This window comes from Methylobacterium sp. E-025 (genome assembly GCF_022829705.1).
Taxonomy (GTDB): domain Bacteria; phylum Pseudomonadota; class Alphaproteobacteria; order Rhizobiales; family Beijerinckiaceae; genus Methylobacterium.
Genome location: NZ_JAKSYR010000152.1, coordinates 38,050 through 52,220, shown reverse-complemented (window position 1 = coordinate 52,220; position 14,171 = coordinate 38,050). Strand labels below are relative to the sequence as shown.

General features: G+C 73.1%; 16 protein-coding genes. 9 read left to right on the top strand and 7 right to left on the bottom strand.

The features are described 5' to 3' along the window. Positions 1–2 precede the first annotated feature (2 nt). A complete protein-coding gene (locus tag MKK64_RS22350; protein WP_243937492.1) occupies positions 3–1,088 on the top strand; it encodes a glycosyltransferase in 1,086 nt (361 codons plus the stop codon). Next, positions 1,085–2,155: a glycosyltransferase gene (locus MKK64_RS22345; protein WP_243937485.1), complete on the top strand. Its 1,071-nt coding sequence runs from the start codon at positions 1,085–1,087 to the stop codon at positions 2,153–2,155. The genes MKK64_RS22350 and MKK64_RS22345 overlap by 4 nt, the downstream gene beginning before the upstream one ends. Positions 2,156–2,163: 8 nt before the next feature. On the opposite strand, the gene MKK64_RS22340 is transcribed toward MKK64_RS22345, so the two are convergent. From MKK64_RS22340 to MKK64_RS22325, 4 genes are read right to left on the bottom strand one after another with little or no spacing between them, the layout of a single operon-like run. Continuing rightward, positions 2,164–3,012 (bottom strand): glycosyltransferase family 2 protein, encoded by an 849-nt coding sequence (locus MKK64_RS22340; protein ID WP_243937483.1) that lies wholly within the window; start codon positions 3,010–3,012, stop codon positions 2,164–2,166. Beyond that, complete coding sequence (locus tag MKK64_RS22335; RefSeq protein WP_243937476.1) at positions 3,009–3,620, bottom strand: SAM-dependent methyltransferase; 612 nt, start codon at positions 3,618–3,620, stop codon at positions 3,009–3,011. Before MKK64_RS22335 ends, MKK64_RS22340 begins: the two co-directional genes overlap by 4 nt. Then, positions 3,617–4,351, bottom strand: coding sequence for a PIG-L deacetylase family protein (locus MKK64_RS22330; RefSeq protein WP_243937474.1), 735 nt, complete (start codon positions 4,349–4,351; stop codon positions 3,617–3,619). The genes MKK64_RS22335 and MKK64_RS22330 overlap by 4 nt, the downstream gene beginning before the upstream one ends. A 56-nt stretch (positions 4,352–4,407) precedes the next feature. Beyond that, on the bottom strand, positions 4,408–5,559 hold the full coding sequence (locus MKK64_RS22325; protein WP_243937465.1) for an acyl-CoA dehydrogenase family protein: 1,152 nt from the start codon (positions 5,557–5,559) through the stop codon (positions 4,408–4,410). A 188-nt stretch (positions 5,560–5,747) separates the two neighbouring features. Between MKK64_RS22325 and MKK64_RS22320 the strand changes: the two genes are divergently transcribed. Genes MKK64_RS22320 through ureG form a run of 6 tightly spaced genes read left to right on the top strand, consistent with a single transcriptional unit; the run spans position 5,748 to position 10,471 of the window. Then, the gene (locus MKK64_RS22320) at positions 5,748–6,368 is read left to right on the top strand and encodes an urease subunit gamma (protein WP_243937463.1); all 621 of its coding nucleotides are present in this window, start codon (positions 5,748–5,750) and stop codon (positions 6,366–6,368) included. 1 nt (position 6,369) lies between these two features. Further along, positions 6,370–8,097, top strand: coding sequence for an urease subunit alpha (gene ureC, locus MKK64_RS22315; RefSeq protein ID WP_243937461.1), 1,728 nt, complete (start codon positions 6,370–6,372; stop codon positions 8,095–8,097). A 31-nt stretch (positions 8,098–8,128) separates the two neighbouring features. Beyond that, positions 8,129–8,614 carry a DUF29 domain-containing protein gene (locus MKK64_RS22310; RefSeq protein ID WP_243937459.1) on the top strand — a complete coding sequence of 162 codons (486 nt, stop codon included), beginning with the start codon at positions 8,129–8,131 and terminating at the stop codon, positions 8,612–8,614. A gap of 4 nt (positions 8,615–8,618) precedes the next feature. Continuing rightward, positions 8,619–9,152, top strand: a complete 534-nt coding sequence (locus MKK64_RS22305) for an urease accessory protein UreE (RefSeq protein WP_243937457.1) — start codon at positions 8,619–8,621, stop codon at positions 9,150–9,152. Next, positions 9,145–9,819: an urease accessory protein UreF gene (locus tag MKK64_RS22300; RefSeq protein WP_243937455.1), complete on the top strand. Its 675-nt coding sequence runs from the start codon at positions 9,145–9,147 to the stop codon at positions 9,817–9,819. The genes MKK64_RS22305 and MKK64_RS22300 overlap by 8 nt, the downstream gene beginning before the upstream one ends. A gap of 22 nt (positions 9,820–9,841) precedes the next feature. Beyond that, positions 9,842–10,471: an urease accessory protein UreG gene (ureG, locus tag MKK64_RS22295; protein ID WP_147729384.1), complete on the top strand. Its 630-nt coding sequence runs from the start codon at positions 9,842–9,844 to the stop codon at positions 10,469–10,471. Here ureG and MKK64_RS22290 read toward each other — a convergent pair. After that, positions 10,468–10,692: a hypothetical protein gene (locus MKK64_RS22290; RefSeq protein ID WP_243937453.1), complete on the bottom strand. Its 225-nt coding sequence runs from the start codon at positions 10,690–10,692 to the stop codon at positions 10,468–10,470. The genes ureG and MKK64_RS22290 overlap by 4 nt on opposite strands. Before the next feature lie 594 nt (positions 10,693–11,286). Here MKK64_RS22290 and MKK64_RS22285 point away from each other — a divergent pair. Further along, entirely contained in the window at positions 11,287–11,889 is a 603-nt protein-coding gene (locus tag MKK64_RS22285; RefSeq protein WP_147729382.1) for a PAS domain-containing protein, read from the top strand. 117 nt (positions 11,890–12,006) lie between these two features. Here MKK64_RS22285 and MKK64_RS22280 read toward each other — a convergent pair whose 3' ends face one another. Further along, positions 12,007–13,653 carry a TadG family pilus assembly protein gene (locus MKK64_RS22280; protein ID WP_243937451.1) on the bottom strand — a complete coding sequence of 549 codons (1,647 nt, stop codon included), beginning with the start codon at positions 13,651–13,653 and terminating at the stop codon, positions 12,007–12,009. Beyond that, positions 13,650–14,090 carry a TadE/TadG family type IV pilus assembly protein gene (locus MKK64_RS22275; protein WP_243937449.1) on the bottom strand — a complete coding sequence of 147 codons (441 nt, stop codon included), beginning with the start codon at positions 14,088–14,090 and terminating at the stop codon, positions 13,650–13,652. Before MKK64_RS22275 ends, MKK64_RS22280 begins: the two co-directional genes overlap by 4 nt. Positions 14,091–14,171: the final 81 nt, after the last annotated feature.

Here is a 14,171-nt window from a genome sequence, read left to right as displayed (position 1 = left end):
CCATGCGCCCGTCCGAACAGGCGGTCGTCTGCGTGCCCGCCCGCGACGAGGTGCGCTGCCTGCCGCGCCTCCTCCGCTCGCTGGCCGCTCAGGACGGCCTCTCGGCCGGGACGCCCCTGCGCGTCCTGATCGTGGCCAACAACTGCACCGACGGCACGGTCGCCGCCGTGCGCGCGATGGAGGCGGCGGGCGAGGCGCCCGCGCTCGCGATCCGGGTGATCGAGGCGCATCTCGAGCCGGCGGAGGCCCATGTCGGCACCGCGCGGCGGATGGCGCTCGATGCCGGCGCCGCCTGGCTCGACGCCGACGGGCATCCCGACGGCATCCTGCTCACCACCGACGCCGACGCGCGGGTGCCGCGGACCTGGCTCGCCGCCAACCTCCGGGCGCTGGAGGGCGCCGAGATCGTCGGCGGCCGTCTCGTGATCGACCCGGAACAAGAAACCGATCCGGCGCTCGCCGACCTGCATGACCGGATCGAGCGCTACTGGGCCGCCGTCCGCCGGATCGAGGACGCGCTCGATCCGCCGCCGCACGATCCCGCCCCCCGCCACGGCGACCATACCGGCGCGAGCCTCGCGCTGCGCGCCGCGCTGTATCGCAGCGTCGGCGGCCTGCCGGCCCTGCCGCGCGGCGAGGACAACGCCCTCGTCGCCCGCGTCCGCGAGGCCGGCGGACGCCTGCGCCACTGTCCCGAGGTGTCGGTGATGGTCTCCGACCGCGCCGCCGGCCGGGCGCAAGGCGGCATGGCCACCGAGATGGTCCGGCGCGCCGTCACCGCCCGCGCCGGCCTCCCCTACCGCCTGCCCGCACCGAGCCACTGGGAAGCCGTGATCGCGCGGCGCGCGGCGCTGCGCAGCGTCTTCCGCGGCACGGCCGGACCCGAGCGCCTTGCCGCCCTCGCGGCGTTCGGCCTCACCGCCGCGGACCTCGCATCCATCAGCCCGGATGCCTGCGTCAACGACATCGCCTTCGTCGAGCGGGCGGGCCCGCTGTGCGAGGCCGCTGACGGACCGGCTCCGGAGATGGAGCTCGACGCAGCGCTCGCCGCCTTCGACACGATCCTCCGCCCGAGCGCGGCCGCGTGAAGCGGCCGGTCGGCTACTACGTCCACCATCAGGGCGCCGGCCATTGGCAGCGCGCCTGCGCGATCGCCCGGCACCTCGACCGGCCCTGCACCCTGATCGGCACGCTGGCCGGCCTCGATCGCGACGCGGCGCCGGGCAGCGTGCTCGACCTGCCCGACGACCGCTTGCCCGAGGCCCGTTCGCCCGAGGCCGCTTTCGACGGCCGTGACGGGGCGGCGACGCGCCCCGAGGCCTTCCACTACGCGCCGCTCGGGCTGGCGGGCCTGCGCGACCGCATGGCGGCGATCGCGGCCTGGATCGCGCGGGAGGACCCCGCCCTGATCGTGGTCGACGTCTCGGTCGAGGTCGCGCTGTTCGCGCGCCTGATGTCGGTGCCGGTGCTGATGGTGCGGCTCGCCGGCACCCGGACCGATCCACCCCATCTCGAGGCCTTCCGCAGCGCCGAGCGCCTGATCGCACCGTTCCCGCGCGCCCTCGACGGCGCGTCCGTCCCGGCCTGGGTGCGCGACAGGACCCATTACGCCGGCTTCCTCGGCGCGACCGCCCGCCCCGGCCCCGCCCCGGACCCCGACGGCCCGATCGTCGTGGTGTTCGGCCGCGGCGGCGCGGGCGGCGACGCCACCGAGCTTGCCGCCGCGGCGCGCGCGGTGCCGGATCGCGCCTGGCACGTCCTCGGTCCGGTCGCGGGCATGGTCGCCGATCCGCCCCCGAACCTGCACCTGCACGGATGGGTCGCCGAGATCGGCCCGCATCTCGCCCGCGCCGCCCTGGTCGTCGGGGGCGGCGGCGACGGCGTGGTCGCGGCGGTGGCGGCTGCGGGACGCCGCTTCGTCTGCCTGCCCGAACCGCGGGCCTTCGGCGAGCAGACCGAGAAGGCGGCGGCGCTCGAGCGCCTCGGCGCCGCCGTAGTGCGCCCGTCCTGGCCGGAGGCGTCCGCCTGGCCCGGCGTCGTCGCGGCCGGCCTCGCCCTCGACCCCGCGGCGATGTCCGCCCTGCACGATCCCGACGCCGTGCCGCGGCTGGCCGCGACGATCGAGCGGATCGCCGCCGGCCTCGACGCGCGCTGAGCCCGCGCTCAGAACGGCCGGTCGGCGGGGACCTGCGCCGCGGCGATCTCGGCCTCGGTCGGGGAACGCAGCACGGCGAGGCCGCCGGCGCGGTCGGCCGCCACCAGCCCGAGCCCGGCGAAGGCGTCGAGCCAGCCGTCCATCGGCCAGATCCCGTGGCGTCGGTGGAAGCGCCGGGCGTTGGCGACAATGTCGGTGAAGTGCTGCAGCGGCGGGTCGCAGGACAGGTGGTGCTGGTGGAAGGCGTGCATCCCGCCGGCGAACAGCACCGGCACCCCGGCCTGCGCCGCGCGGAAGGCGAGATCGGTGTCCTCGGCGCCGTAGCCCGTGAAGCCCTCGTCGAAGCCGCCGATGCGGTCGTAGGTGGCGGCCCGCACCGCGAAGGCGAGCGACCAGAACAGGCCCGGTTGCGGCGCCGGGATTACGCCGGCCTCCGGGAAGCGGCGCGCCGGATGGCGGTGGCCGACCCGGTCGAGGCCGGCTTCGGTCCAGCCGTCGGAGACCGCAGCGCCCGGAAGGTAGCGGATCTCGCAGCAGATCAGCCCGTCGTGCTCGGCGACGGATGCGGCGAGCCCGGACACCAGGGTCGCCGACGGGATGCAATCGACGTCGAGGTAGACCAGGACGTCGCCGGACGCCGCGCGGCGTCCGGCGTTGCGGGCCGCGGCGAGGGGCAGGCCGTCGCGCCGCAGATACGTGCGCCGCACCGGGAAGCCGAGATCCGGCAGCGGGCCGTCGTCGCCGCCCATCTCGACGATCACGGCCTCCGCCGGCGGCGCGCCGCGCCCGAGGCCTTCGAGCAGGCGCGCGAGATGGTGCCCGCGGCCCTTGTTCAGGGTGACGACGCTGACGCTCACGCCGAGACCTCGGCCGCGACCCCGTCCACGTGCAGCACGTCGAGGCGGTACTCGGCGGCGCGGATCCGATGCACCGGCCGCGCGAAGCGCGCATCCGCGATCAGGGCCTCGGCCGCGGCGTCGCCCGAGAGCGGATAGTCGGTCTCGCCGAGCCAGTGCACCAGCACGATGTCGCCGCCGGGCAGGATCGACGACCCGATCCGCGCCGCGATCCGCGCGACGTCCGCGCGCGAGAAGAAGTACGCCACCTCCGACAGCACGATCAGGTCGAACCGGCCCGCCGGCCAGGCATCCGGGATCGCGCAGGCCTCGAAGCGCACCCACGGCGTCACGGCGTTGCGGGCGCGGGCGGCGGCGAGCGCGGTCTCGACCACGTCGATGCCGAGCAGCGCCGCGCAGCGCGGCGCGAGCCGGTGGGTGAGGACGCCGATCGAGCAGCCGATCTCGAGGCCCGAGGCGTAGCGCTCGCGCGGCAGGGCTTCGAGCGTCGCGGCGTACTTGGCGGCCTCGTAGGCGCTGGTGGTGAAGCCCCACGGATCGGGGTCGGGGTCGGCGCCGTAGAGCCCGGCGAAGTAATCCGGCGTCAGCGAGTCGGCGCGGCGGCTCATCGCGGCAGCTCCACGAAGCGTTCGTAGGGGCCGCACAGGCGCTCGACCATCGCCTCCGATAGGCGGAAGCCGTCCGGATCGTCGGCGATCAGCCGCGTCGTCTGCGAGGCGTGCGCCGCGACCGCCCGGCGCTTGGCGGGGCGGTGCGCCGCGACGTCGAGCCGGAATCCGGTCGGCGCCGGCCCGACCTCGCGCTCCGGCGGCAGGGTCCAGCCCCAGACCGGGTAGGCGTAGGCGCGGATGCCGGGGATCAGCGGGCGGGCGAGCCCGACGATGTCGGCCGCCGCGGTGTGATCGCAATGCGGGTCGTGGCGCCAGGTGACGAAGACCGCATCGGCCCCGCTCTCGCGCACGGCGTCCGCGATTACTTCGGCCGCGGCCTGCGCCGTCGCGCCGGTGCTCGGCACGTGCGCGTCGGGCAGGCGCAGGAAGGCGACGTGCTCGGGCGCCATCCCGAGCTCGCCGACCGCCCGGCGGGTCTCGTCCTCGCGCAAGTCGCGCAGCCGCTCGGGCGGGTACAGGCGGGAATTCGGATGCGAGCCGCAACCGTCGCTGACGACGACGAGCCGGACGGGCAGGCCGCGCGCCCGCGCCTCGGCGATCAGGCCGCCGCAGCCGAGGCTCTCGTCGTCGGGATGGGGGGCGACCACGACGAGGCCGCGCGTCGCCATCGCCGAGAGGTCGGCAACGGGCAGGGTGTCGAGGAGGGGCAGGAAGGCGTCGGCGCGCATCGGGTCTCGGCGGTTCGCAGGGCTCGGCGCGACGGGGTCGTGCGTCGATGCGGCTGTCAGGTCGGTTCGGGGTCGTGCCAGAGCGCGTGGACCGGGGCGTCGGCCCCGGCGACGTAGGCCGCCGCGCTGACGAGGGCGCCGTCGGGGGCCGGCTGGCGCAGGTAGGTCGCGAGGTCGCGCACCAGCCGCTCGAGCGGGTGGGCTTCGAGGAAGCCGGAGAGGCCGACCGAGCGCTGGGCCAGCTCGATCGCGTCGAGGCCCGCCCGCTCGACCGCGCCGCGGGCGAGGGCGACGTAGGCGACCGCCCGGTCGCCCTCGACGGGCTCCGTCGTCGCCAGCCGGGCGGCGTGCTCCACGAATAGGCGCGCGGTCTCGGCGGCCGTGGCCGCCTGCCCGAGGCGGGCGCGCTGGTGCGGATCGCCGCCGCGGCCGGTCGCGGTCAGGTGGCCGCGATGCGCCTCCAGCACCGCTTCGATGCCGCCGCACTGGACCGCGAGGAAGCGCCACGCCCCGGCGGCGAAGAACGGCTGGCGATAATAGTCGTCCGGGGCGCCGATGCGGTCCAGGGGCTCGACCCGCAGGCCGGAGAAGTCGACGGTGCCGGTGGCGGAGGCGCGCATCCCGTGGGCGCGCCAGTCGGCGAGCTCGGCGCGGGCTTCCGGATCGAGCGGCACCACGAGCATCTGGCGGCGCCCGTCCGGCAGCCGCGCGGTCACCAGCGGGCGCGTGACGTGCCCGGCCCCCGAGGCGTAGGACTTCGCGCCGGTCAGCACCGCCGGATCCGCCTCCGTGCCGAGCGCGAGACCGCCCGGCTCCGCCGGCTCGGTGTTCCACACGCCGAACAGGTGCCCGGCACGGGCATCGGCCGCGAAGCGCGCGCGCACCGGATCGCTGCCGTAGCGCAGCACCAGCGCCAGCGCGTTGACGTGGCCCTCGTAGATCCGCCCGACCGCGAGGTTGCCGCGCCCGATTCCGCGCAGCACGTCGCGCAGGCGGTCGGCGCCGCCGGGCGTGCACAAGCCCGCTCCGCCCAACGCCTCGGGCAGCGGCGCGACGAGCAGCCCGGCGCCGCGCAGCGCCGCGATCGCCTCGACGGGGAAGGTGCCGTGCCGATCGGGCGCCGGCGCGCGCGCCACCGCGGAGGCGGCGAGCTCGGCGATGCCGACGGGGCGCGCGTTCACGAGCGCGATGGGGAGGGGAATCGTCATGTTCGGATCCGCAGAATGACGCGTGCGCGTGAACGCGCCATGTACGGACGCGCGAAGGTTCAATCAGCGGTAGGCGCGGCACGTTCCGGTCGCCCGGAAGGCTTGACCGTCGCACCAGCATGATCCTTGCTCCAGGTCCGAACCGGCCGAAACGAGTCCGGACCGGCCGAAATCCGAGAGGGCTCCTCGTGCTGCTGACGCCTCGCGAAAAAGACAAGCTCCTCGTGGCCATGGCCGCTCAGGTCGCGCGGAACCGCCTTGCCCGCGGCGTCAAGCTCAACCACCCGGAGGCGATCGCGCTGATCACCGACGTCGTGGTCGAGGGCGCCCGCGACGGGCGCTCGGTCGCCGAGCTGATGCAGGCGGGCGCCAACGTGCTCACCACGGACCAGGTGATGCCGGGCATCGCCGAGATGATCCACGACATCCAGGTCGAGGCGACCTTCCCCGACGGCACCAAGCTCGTCACCGTGCACCATCCGGTGCGCGGCGCGCCCTCCCCCGACGTGCCGGGCGCCGTCACCACGCCGCCGGGCGAGATCGTGTTCAACGAAGGCTGCGAGCGCACCGTGGTCGAGGTCGCCAACGTCGGCGACCGGCCGATCCAGGTCGGCTCGCATTACCATTTCTTCGAGGTCAACCCGGGGTTGCGCTTCGACCGGGAGAAGGCCCGCGGCCGGCGCCTCGACATCGCGCCGGGCACGGCGGTGCGGTTCGAGCCCGGCTCGACGCGGGAGGTGGCCCTGGTGCCGCTGTCCGGCGGGCGGACGGTGTACGGCTTCCGCGGCGACGTGATGGGGGCGCTCTAGCATGGCCAACACGCCCCCCCGCGCCGCCCTCCCCCGCGCCGCCTATGCCGACATGTTCGGGCCCACGACCGGCGACCGCATCCGGCTCGCCGACACCTGCCTGGAGATCGAGGTCGAGCGCGACTTCACCACCTACGGCGAGGAGGTGAAGTTCGGCGGCGGCAAGGTGATCCGCGACGGGATGGGGCAGAGCCAGGTCACCAACGCCGACGGCGCGGTGGACACGGTGATCACCAACGCGGTCGTGCTCGACCATTGGGGCGTGGTGAAGTGCGACGTCGGGATCGTGAAGGGGCGGATCGTCCGGCTCGGCAAGGCCGGCAACCCGGACATCCAGCCGGGCGTCGACATCGTCGTCGGCCCGGGCACAGAGGTGATCGCCGGGGAGGGCAAGATCCTCACCGCCGGCGGCTTCGACAGCCACATCCACTTCATCTGCCCGCAGCAGATCGACGAGGCCCTGTGCTCGGGGATCACCACCATGCTCGGCGGCGGCACCGGGCCGGCGCACGGCACCTTCGCCACCACCTGCACGCCGGGCCCCTGGCACATCGCCCGGATGATCGAGGCGGCCGACAGCTTTCCGATGAACCTGGCGTTTGCCGGCAAGGGCAACGCCTCGCGCCCCGACGCTCTCGTCGAGATGGTGCGGGCCGGCGCCTGCGCGCTCAAGCTGCACGAGGATTGGGGCACCACGCCGAAGGCGATCGACACCTGCCTGACGGTCGCCGACCAGCACGACGTGCAGGTGATGATCCACACCGACACGCTGAACGAGTCGGGCTTCGTCGAGGACACGATCGCGGCGTTCGCCGGCCGCACCATCCACGCCTTCCACACCGAGGGCGCCGGCGGCGGGCACGCGCCCGACATCATCAAGGTGGCGGGGCTCGCGCACGTGCTGCCCTCGTCCACCAACCCGACGCGGCCCTACACGAAAAACACCATCGACGAGCATCTCGACATGCTGATGGTGTGCCACCACCTCGACCCGTCGATCCCGGAGGATCTCGCCTTCGCCGAGAGCCGCATCCGCAAGGAGACGATCGCGGCCGAGGACATCCTGCACGACATCGGCGCGCTCTCGATGATGTCGTCGGACAGCCAGGCCATGGGCCGGGTCGGCGAGGTCGCGATCCGCACCTGGCAGACGGCGGACAAGATGAAGCGCCAGCGCGGCGCCCTCCCCGGCGACGCCTCGGGCAACGACAACCTGCGGGCGCGGCGCTACATCGCGAAATACACGATCAACCCGGCGATCGCGCACGGCGTGTCGGCCAATATCGGCTCGGTCGAGCCGGGCAAGCTCGCCGACCTCGTGTTGTGGTCGCCGGCCTTCTTCGGGGTGAAGCCCGACCTCGTGATCAAGGGCGGGATGATCGCGGTGGCGCCGATGGGCGATCCCAACGCCTCGATCCCGACGCCGCAGCCGGTGCATTACCGTCCGATGTTCGGCGCCTACGGCCGCGCGCCGTTCGCGACCGCGCTGACCTTCGTCTCGAAGGCCGCGATCGAGGACGGCCTGCGCGAGCGCCTGGGTGTCCAGAAGCAGCTCGTCGCGGTGGAGAACGTGCGCGGCGGCATCTCGAAGAAGAGCATGATCCTCAACGACGCGACGCCCGAGATCGAGGTCGACCCCGAGACCTACGACGTGCGCGCCGACGGCGAGCTGCTGGTCTGCGAGCCGGCCGACGTTCTGCCGATGGCGCAGCGGTACTTTTTGTTTTGAGGTAGGATCGGCACGTTCGAGGAGAGCCACGATGTCGAACGCCGCGCTGAGACCGCCTCCGGCGGCCGATCCCTATGAGACGGACTTCTATCTCTGGACGCAGGCCCAGGCCGAGCTGCTGCGGGCACGCCGGTTCGACGAGCTCGACCTGAGGAACCTGATCGACGAGGTGAGGAGCGTGGGCGCAAGCGAGAAGCGCGAGATCGGCAATCGCCTCGCCGTTCTGCTGGGGCACCTCCTCAAGTGGAAGTATCAGCCCGGTGCTCGCAAGAACGGATGGATGTCGACGATCGTCGAGCAGCGTACGCAGATCGCCGACATCATGACGGCAAGCCCGAGCTTGAAGCGGCATCCGGCGAGCGTCTTCACGAGATGCTACCTGTCCGGCCGCCTGCTGGCGTCGAAGGAGACTGGCATCGACTTCACGCTGTTTCCCGAGGTGCCGCCGTTCACGGTCGTTCAGGCGCTCGACCTCGACTACCTGCCCAAGGAGCCCGACCTGCTGGATCAGTCCTGACCCCATGATCCGCGCCACCCGCGTCATCCGCGCCGACGTTCTCGCCGGAGCCGAGATCGTCGACCGCATTGTGCTCGACCACGGCGACCGGCATCGCCGCCGCATGGCGATGCGCGGCGTCGGCGGGCTCGCCTTCCTGCTCGACCTGCCCGAGCCCATGGTGCTCGACGACGGCGACGCGCTGGCGCTGGAGGATGGGCGGCTCGTCTGGGTCGAGGCCGCGCCCGAGCGCCTGCTGGAGGTCCGGGCCGGGTCGGACCACGCCCTGAAGCGGCTGATCTGGCATATCGGCAACCGGCACATCCCGGCCGAGATCACTGCGGACGCGGTGTTCATCGCCTTCGACCATGTGCTGGCCGAGATGGTGCGGGGCCTCGGCGGCAGCGCCGAGCCGGTCGAGCGCCCGTTCCGGCCGGAAGGGGGCGCCTATGCCGGCGGCCACGCCCAGGCGCATGGCCATGATACCGGCGACCCTGGCGAGCCCGCGGGCGGCCGCGCCCATCATCACGGCGACGGGCGCTACCACACCCATGATTGAGCGCATCCGGCTGATGGCGTGGCTGTCGCCGACCTACCCGGTCGGCGCCTACGCCTACTCGCACGGGCTCGAATGGGCGGTGGAGGCGGGCGACGTCGCCGACGAGGCGGGCATCTCCGGCTGGCTCGGCGACGTGATGGAGCACGGGGCCGGCCGCAACGACCTGATCCTGGCGGCCCACGCCCACCGCGCCGCGGCGGCGGCGGCTCTGCCGGACCTCGCCGGGATCAACGATCTCGCCCTGGCGCTGGCGCCGTCGCGCGAGCTTCACCTCGAGACGAGCCAGCAGGGCCGCAGCTTCCTCGACGCGACCCTGGCGGCTTGGCCGTGCCCACCCCTCGACGGGGTCGCCGGGGCGCTGCCGGGGGCGGTCGCCTACCCGGTCGCGGTCGGGGCCGCCGCGGGCGCGCACGGCATGGACCGGCCGGGGATGCTGGCCGCCTACGGACTCGCCTTCGTCCAGAGTCTCGTCTCGGCCGCGTTGCGCGCCGCGCCGATCGGGCAGGCCGCGGGCACGCGGATCATCGCCGGCCTGAGCCCGCGCATCGCCGCGCTCGCCGAGCAGGCCGAGGCCTGCAGCCTCGACGACCTCGGCTCGGCGACGCTTCGCCTCGATCTCGGCTCGTTCCGGCACGAGACCCAGTATTCGCGGATCTTCCGCTCGTGATCCTCTGACGGAGCTTGCCCGCATGGCATCGAACAATGGACCCTTGCGCGTCGGCATCGGCGGGCCCGTCGGCTCGGGCAAGACCGCGCTGATGGAGCAGCTCTGCAAGCGCTTCCGCGACACCTACGAGATCTGCGCCATCACCAACGACATCTACACCAAGGAGGATGCCCGCATCCTCACGGTGGCCGGCGCGCTCCCCGAGGAGCGGATCATGGGGGTCGAGACCGGGGGCTGCCCGCATACGGCGATCCGCGAGGACGCCTCGATCAACCTGGCGGCGGTGGCCGAGATGCGCCGGCGCTTCCCGAAGCTCGACCTGATCCTGATCGAGTCGGGCGGCGACAACCTCGCGGCGACCTTCTCGCCGGAGCTCGCCGACATCACCCTCTACGTCATCGACGTGGCGGGCGGCGAGAAGATCCCGCGCAAGGGCGGCCCCGGCATCACCCGCTCGGACCTGCTCATCGTCAACAAGACCGACCTCGCGCCGCTGGTCGGCGCCGATCTCGGGGTGATGGAGGCGGACACCCGGCGCATGCGCGGGCCGCGGCCCTACGTGTTCGCATCCCTGCGGGAGGGCGCGGGAGCCGACGCGGTCGCGCGCTTCGTCGTCGAGGCCGGCGGCCTCGGTGGGATGCCGTCGCGTTAGTGCTCGGCGTTGGCCGAGCGGGAGCGGGCCGTCCCCGGGCTCTGCGGGACGCCGCCCATCAGCGCATCGAGGCGGCTCATGCGGGCGGAGAACTTCTGGGCGGTCTCGAGGGCGGCGCGGTCGCGCGAGCTCAGCGGCTTCGACCGGGTGTCGCCGGCGTGAGCCGAGGCGATCGGCAGGGCGGCGAGGACGAGGGCGGCGATGCGCAGGGACGATGTCATGATCATCACTCCATGCCGGCTCGGCCGTTCACGCGCGAGCACGGGTCGGCCTTCGGCAGGACTTCAACGTAGGGGTGAACGTGCGGCCAAGCTGTGCGCTGTCGCACCGCGGCCGGCGACCGCGCGCATCTCGACAGCCGGATTGATCGATGCAAGGTTTCGTTCGGGATAGCGCCGGCCTGAGGCATCGTGTCCGCCGGCTGTGATGGAGCGGGCATGTCGCCGGAATTGCAGGAATCGCGTGCGGCCCTGATCCTGATCGCCGTCGTGGTCGTATCCGTTCTGATCTTCGGGGCCGTGACCCTCTTCAGCCAGATCGGCTGATCGTCCCCCCTCGTCCGGTCTCGGGCCTCGCCCGAGCGTTGTCGGGAATCGAACGGGGCGACGTCTCGGCCTCGTCGGCCGGGCCTGCGCGCCTGCACTGGGCTCGAACAGCATTCCCAGCATCGGATAGCCCTGCATCCCCCAGGAATCGGTAGAATGCAGCGGTGTCGAGCCTGATCCGAGTGTTGAATTAACGCGTTGTTAATTCCATCTTGGGTTGTATATCGGCGGTTCCCAAGCGAAACTGCAACCGAACCGTGGAGGTCCTCCATGCGCTCAGAAACGATTGATCGGTCCCGCTCGCGGCCCGTCGACCTGACGGCGGCCCTGTCGGCCTCCGGCGTGGTCGGAACCTGGGCCTGGTCGGCCCAACCCGACCGCTGCATTCTGGATGCCGGGGCCGCCGACGTTCTGGCGGGAGACCATGCGATCGCCGGGCTGCCCGTACCGTTCGAGCGGGCCAAGGCCCGCGTCCATCCCGACGACTTGCCGAAGCTGTCGCGCCACTTCAAGCGCCTGCGCCGCAGCGGGGGCCTGTTCGTCGCGGAATACCGCACCGTCTCGACCGCCGGCCGCGTCCGCCGGATCCTCGATCGCGGCCGGCTCGTCCGCAACGAGTCGGGGACCGTGCTGCACGGCCACGGGATCATCATCGACGTCACCGAGGGCGATCTCGACCTCGGCGCCTTCGCCGAGATCGAGCGGAAGGACCCCTCGGCGATCCTCGACACCGCCGCCGCCCACGCCTTGGCCTGCCGCGAGACGATTGATCAACTCGACAACTCGGAGTTGCGTCTTCTCGTCGACGTGCTGCTCCTCAGCCTCGGCCAGCAGATCGCCGCCCTGTCGCGCGGGCCGGGGCGCGGGCACTGATCGTCGAACCGGCCGGTGCGGCGCGCGTGCCGCCGCGCCGCCGGCGAGGCTGGGCTTCGGCACATCGATCGTGCCGGGCCGGGCGTCCGGCAGGCGCCGGGCCGAAGCGGCGGCGTGCTACTGTACCAGCACGGCCTGGTTGCACATCGTGCCGTCGACGGTGACGTCGGCGTAGCCGAGGCGCAGCCCCAGGATGCGCAGCGTCGTGTCGAGCACCATGTCGAGGGCCGGGGTCACCGCCATCAGCGCGGTCGACAGCAGCGGCCCGAGCAGGGGCGGCACGATCAACCCGTTGATCGAGAGCGACAGGCCCTGGACCAGGCTTCCGGTCAGCGATTGCGTCAGGCCGGTGGTGGACACGGTCTTGGTGACCTGCCGCGTGATCTCGTCGTCGGAGAAGGTCAGGGTCTGCGGCGCCGGGCTGGCGATGGTCGTCCGCGCCGTTCCCTGCACCGTCAGCAGCGGCAGCGCGATGAGGTTCGCGAACCGGCTCAGGTCGGGCGTGCCGGCGCCGACCGCGATGCTGCTGCGCGGGACGTTGGCGACGGCGAGGGTCGCGAGGCCGGGCTGCGCATCCACCGTCGCCTGCCGCCGGGTCGAGGCGGTCCAGGGGCAGGCGACCCCGCGCAGGGTCGCCGAGGCCTGCGCCGCCTCGAGATAGATCGGCAGGGTCACGGTTCCGAGGCCGAGCGGCGCGGTCAGCGTCGTCTCGAGCAGCATCCGCACCTGCGCGGTGTGGACCGTCGCGTTCGGCGTGCCCGGCTGGACGTAGCCGGAATCCTGGCGCCGCTCGCCGATCGCCAGCGTCAGCCGCGTGTTGAGCAGGCCCGGGACCGTCGCGCCGAGGTCGAACGCGATCTGGTTCTGGCCGTTGGCGTTGGCGGCGATGTCGGAGATCACGTCCATCAGGCCGACGAGGGGGCCGGCCGCGCCCCGCGCCGGGGACAGGGCGGCCGCATCCCCGAGGTCGACGACCTGCGCCACGGGGATCAGCGCGCCGGCGTTGGGCAGCGCGCCCATCAGCTTCGTCAACGCCGTCACCGCGGCGCCCGCCCCCGACGTGCCCTGTGCCGCGACCTTGAGGGCGGCGGTGAGCTGCCCGACGCTGGCGTTGGCGGCGACGAGGTCGGTGTAGTCCGCCGCCTGGAGGTTCAGGTTGGTCGCCAGCGCGTCGAGGAAGCGGAAGGCGTCGACCTGCATCGACAGCAGCGCGTTGTAGTCGAGGACGGAGAGCGAGAGCTTCGTCCCCAGCATCGCCCCGAGCAGGGCGTTGGCGATGCCGCCATCGAGCGCGGCCACGCCGGAGCCGATCGAGATGGCGGCGAACTGCGCGCTCGCGGCCGTGCCCGTCACCTGGATCGGCACGGTCCTGGGCAGGCCGAGCACCTGGGCGAAATGCACCGGCACCCCCGTCCGCAGCCCGACGCGGACGGCATTGGCGGGGCTGGCGCCGGCCTGGAACCGGCTGGCGGGCGCGATCCTGGCGTTGCCGGCGTAGCTCCCGGGCGAGACCGTCACCGTGGCGGCGGCGTAGCCGTTGTCGGCCAGCGAGCGGCGGGCGAGCGCGTCGGCCCCGCCGCCGCCGGCGGCGGCCAGCATCGCGGCGATGTCGACGGCACCCTGCGCCTTGCGCTTGGCCTGCACCACCATGCCGAGATCAATCCCGACCGCGGCCGCGCCCATCAGCGCGGTGGCCCCGAGCGCCACCAGAACCGCGACCGAGCCGCCCCGGGCCGATCGCAGGTCGCGCGCCCGGCGGCTCACAGCCCGCCCCGGCGCACGCTGACCGTGCTGGTGAAGATGTCCGGCGGCAGCGGGACCAGCTTGCCGAGGGACTTCAGCCCGAGCCCGGAGGAATCGTAGGTGAGCGTGACCGTGTAGACGGTGGCGTCGCTCGGGCTGGTGCCGACCGAGACCCCGACGCTGCCGGCCTTGAACATCGCGCTGGCGGCGAGGCTGCGCTGCACCACCGCCTGGGCGAGGGAGGCGCGCTCGCCGTCGCTGACGCCGGCGACCGAGGCGCGTGCCGCCTCCGCCGCGATCTCGCGCAGGGTGTGCGTGGCGCCGAGATAGATGCCGAAGGCGGAGATGCCGGCGAACAGCAGCAGCAGGAGCGGCGTGACCAGCGCGAACTCGACCGCCGCGTTTCCGCCGCGGCAGGCCGCCAGCCTTCCGCCCCCGCGTCCCGCCCTCGTTCCCATCGCACGCGATCCCATGAGCTTGCATCGCAAACCGGCTATGCAACCTACCGTATGGGTTTCGGCTTAAGGAAAGATGTAAAT

Bases quoted from the DNA above. Each gene is read 5' to 3' on its own strand.
- MKK64_RS22350 (WP_243937492.1), top strand. From the start codon at position 3: ATGCGCCCGTCCGAACAGGCGGTCGTCTGCGTGCCCGCCCGCGACGAG.
- MKK64_RS22335 (WP_243937476.1), bottom strand. From the start codon at position 3,620: ATGAGCCGCCGCGCCGACTCGCTGACGCCGGATTACTTCGCCGGGCTC.
- MKK64_RS22330 (WP_243937474.1), bottom strand. From the start codon at position 4,351: ATGCGCGCCGACGCCTTCCTGCCCCTCCTCGACACCCTGCCCGTTGCC.
- MKK64_RS22325 (WP_243937465.1), bottom strand. From the start codon at position 5,559: ATGACGATTCCCCTCCCCATCGCGCTCGTGAACGCGCGCCCCGTCGGC.
- ureC (WP_243937461.1), top strand. From the start codon at position 6,370: ATGGCCAACACGCCCCCCCGCGCCGCCCTCCCCCGCGCCGCCTATGCC.
- MKK64_RS22310 (WP_243937459.1), top strand. From the start codon at position 8,129: ATGTCGAACGCCGCGCTGAGACCGCCTCCGGCGGCCGATCCCTATGAG.
- MKK64_RS22305 (WP_243937457.1), top strand. From the start codon at position 8,619: ATGATCCGCGCCACCCGCGTCATCCGCGCCGACGTTCTCGCCGGAGCC.
- MKK64_RS22300 (WP_243937455.1), top strand. From the start codon at position 9,145: ATGATTGAGCGCATCCGGCTGATGGCGTGGCTGTCGCCGACCTACCCG.
- ureG (WP_147729384.1), top strand. From the start codon at position 9,842: ATGGCATCGAACAATGGACCCTTGCGCGTCGGCATCGGCGGGCCCGTC.
- MKK64_RS22290 (WP_243937453.1), bottom strand. From the start codon at position 10,692: ATGACATCGTCCCTGCGCATCGCCGCCCTCGTCCTCGCCGCCCTGCCG.
- MKK64_RS22285 (WP_147729382.1), top strand. From the start codon at position 11,287: ATGCGCTCAGAAACGATTGATCGGTCCCGCTCGCGGCCCGTCGACCTG.
- MKK64_RS22275 (WP_243937449.1), bottom strand. From the start codon at position 14,090: ATGGGAACGAGGGCGGGACGCGGGGGCGGAAGGCTGGCGGCCTGCCGC.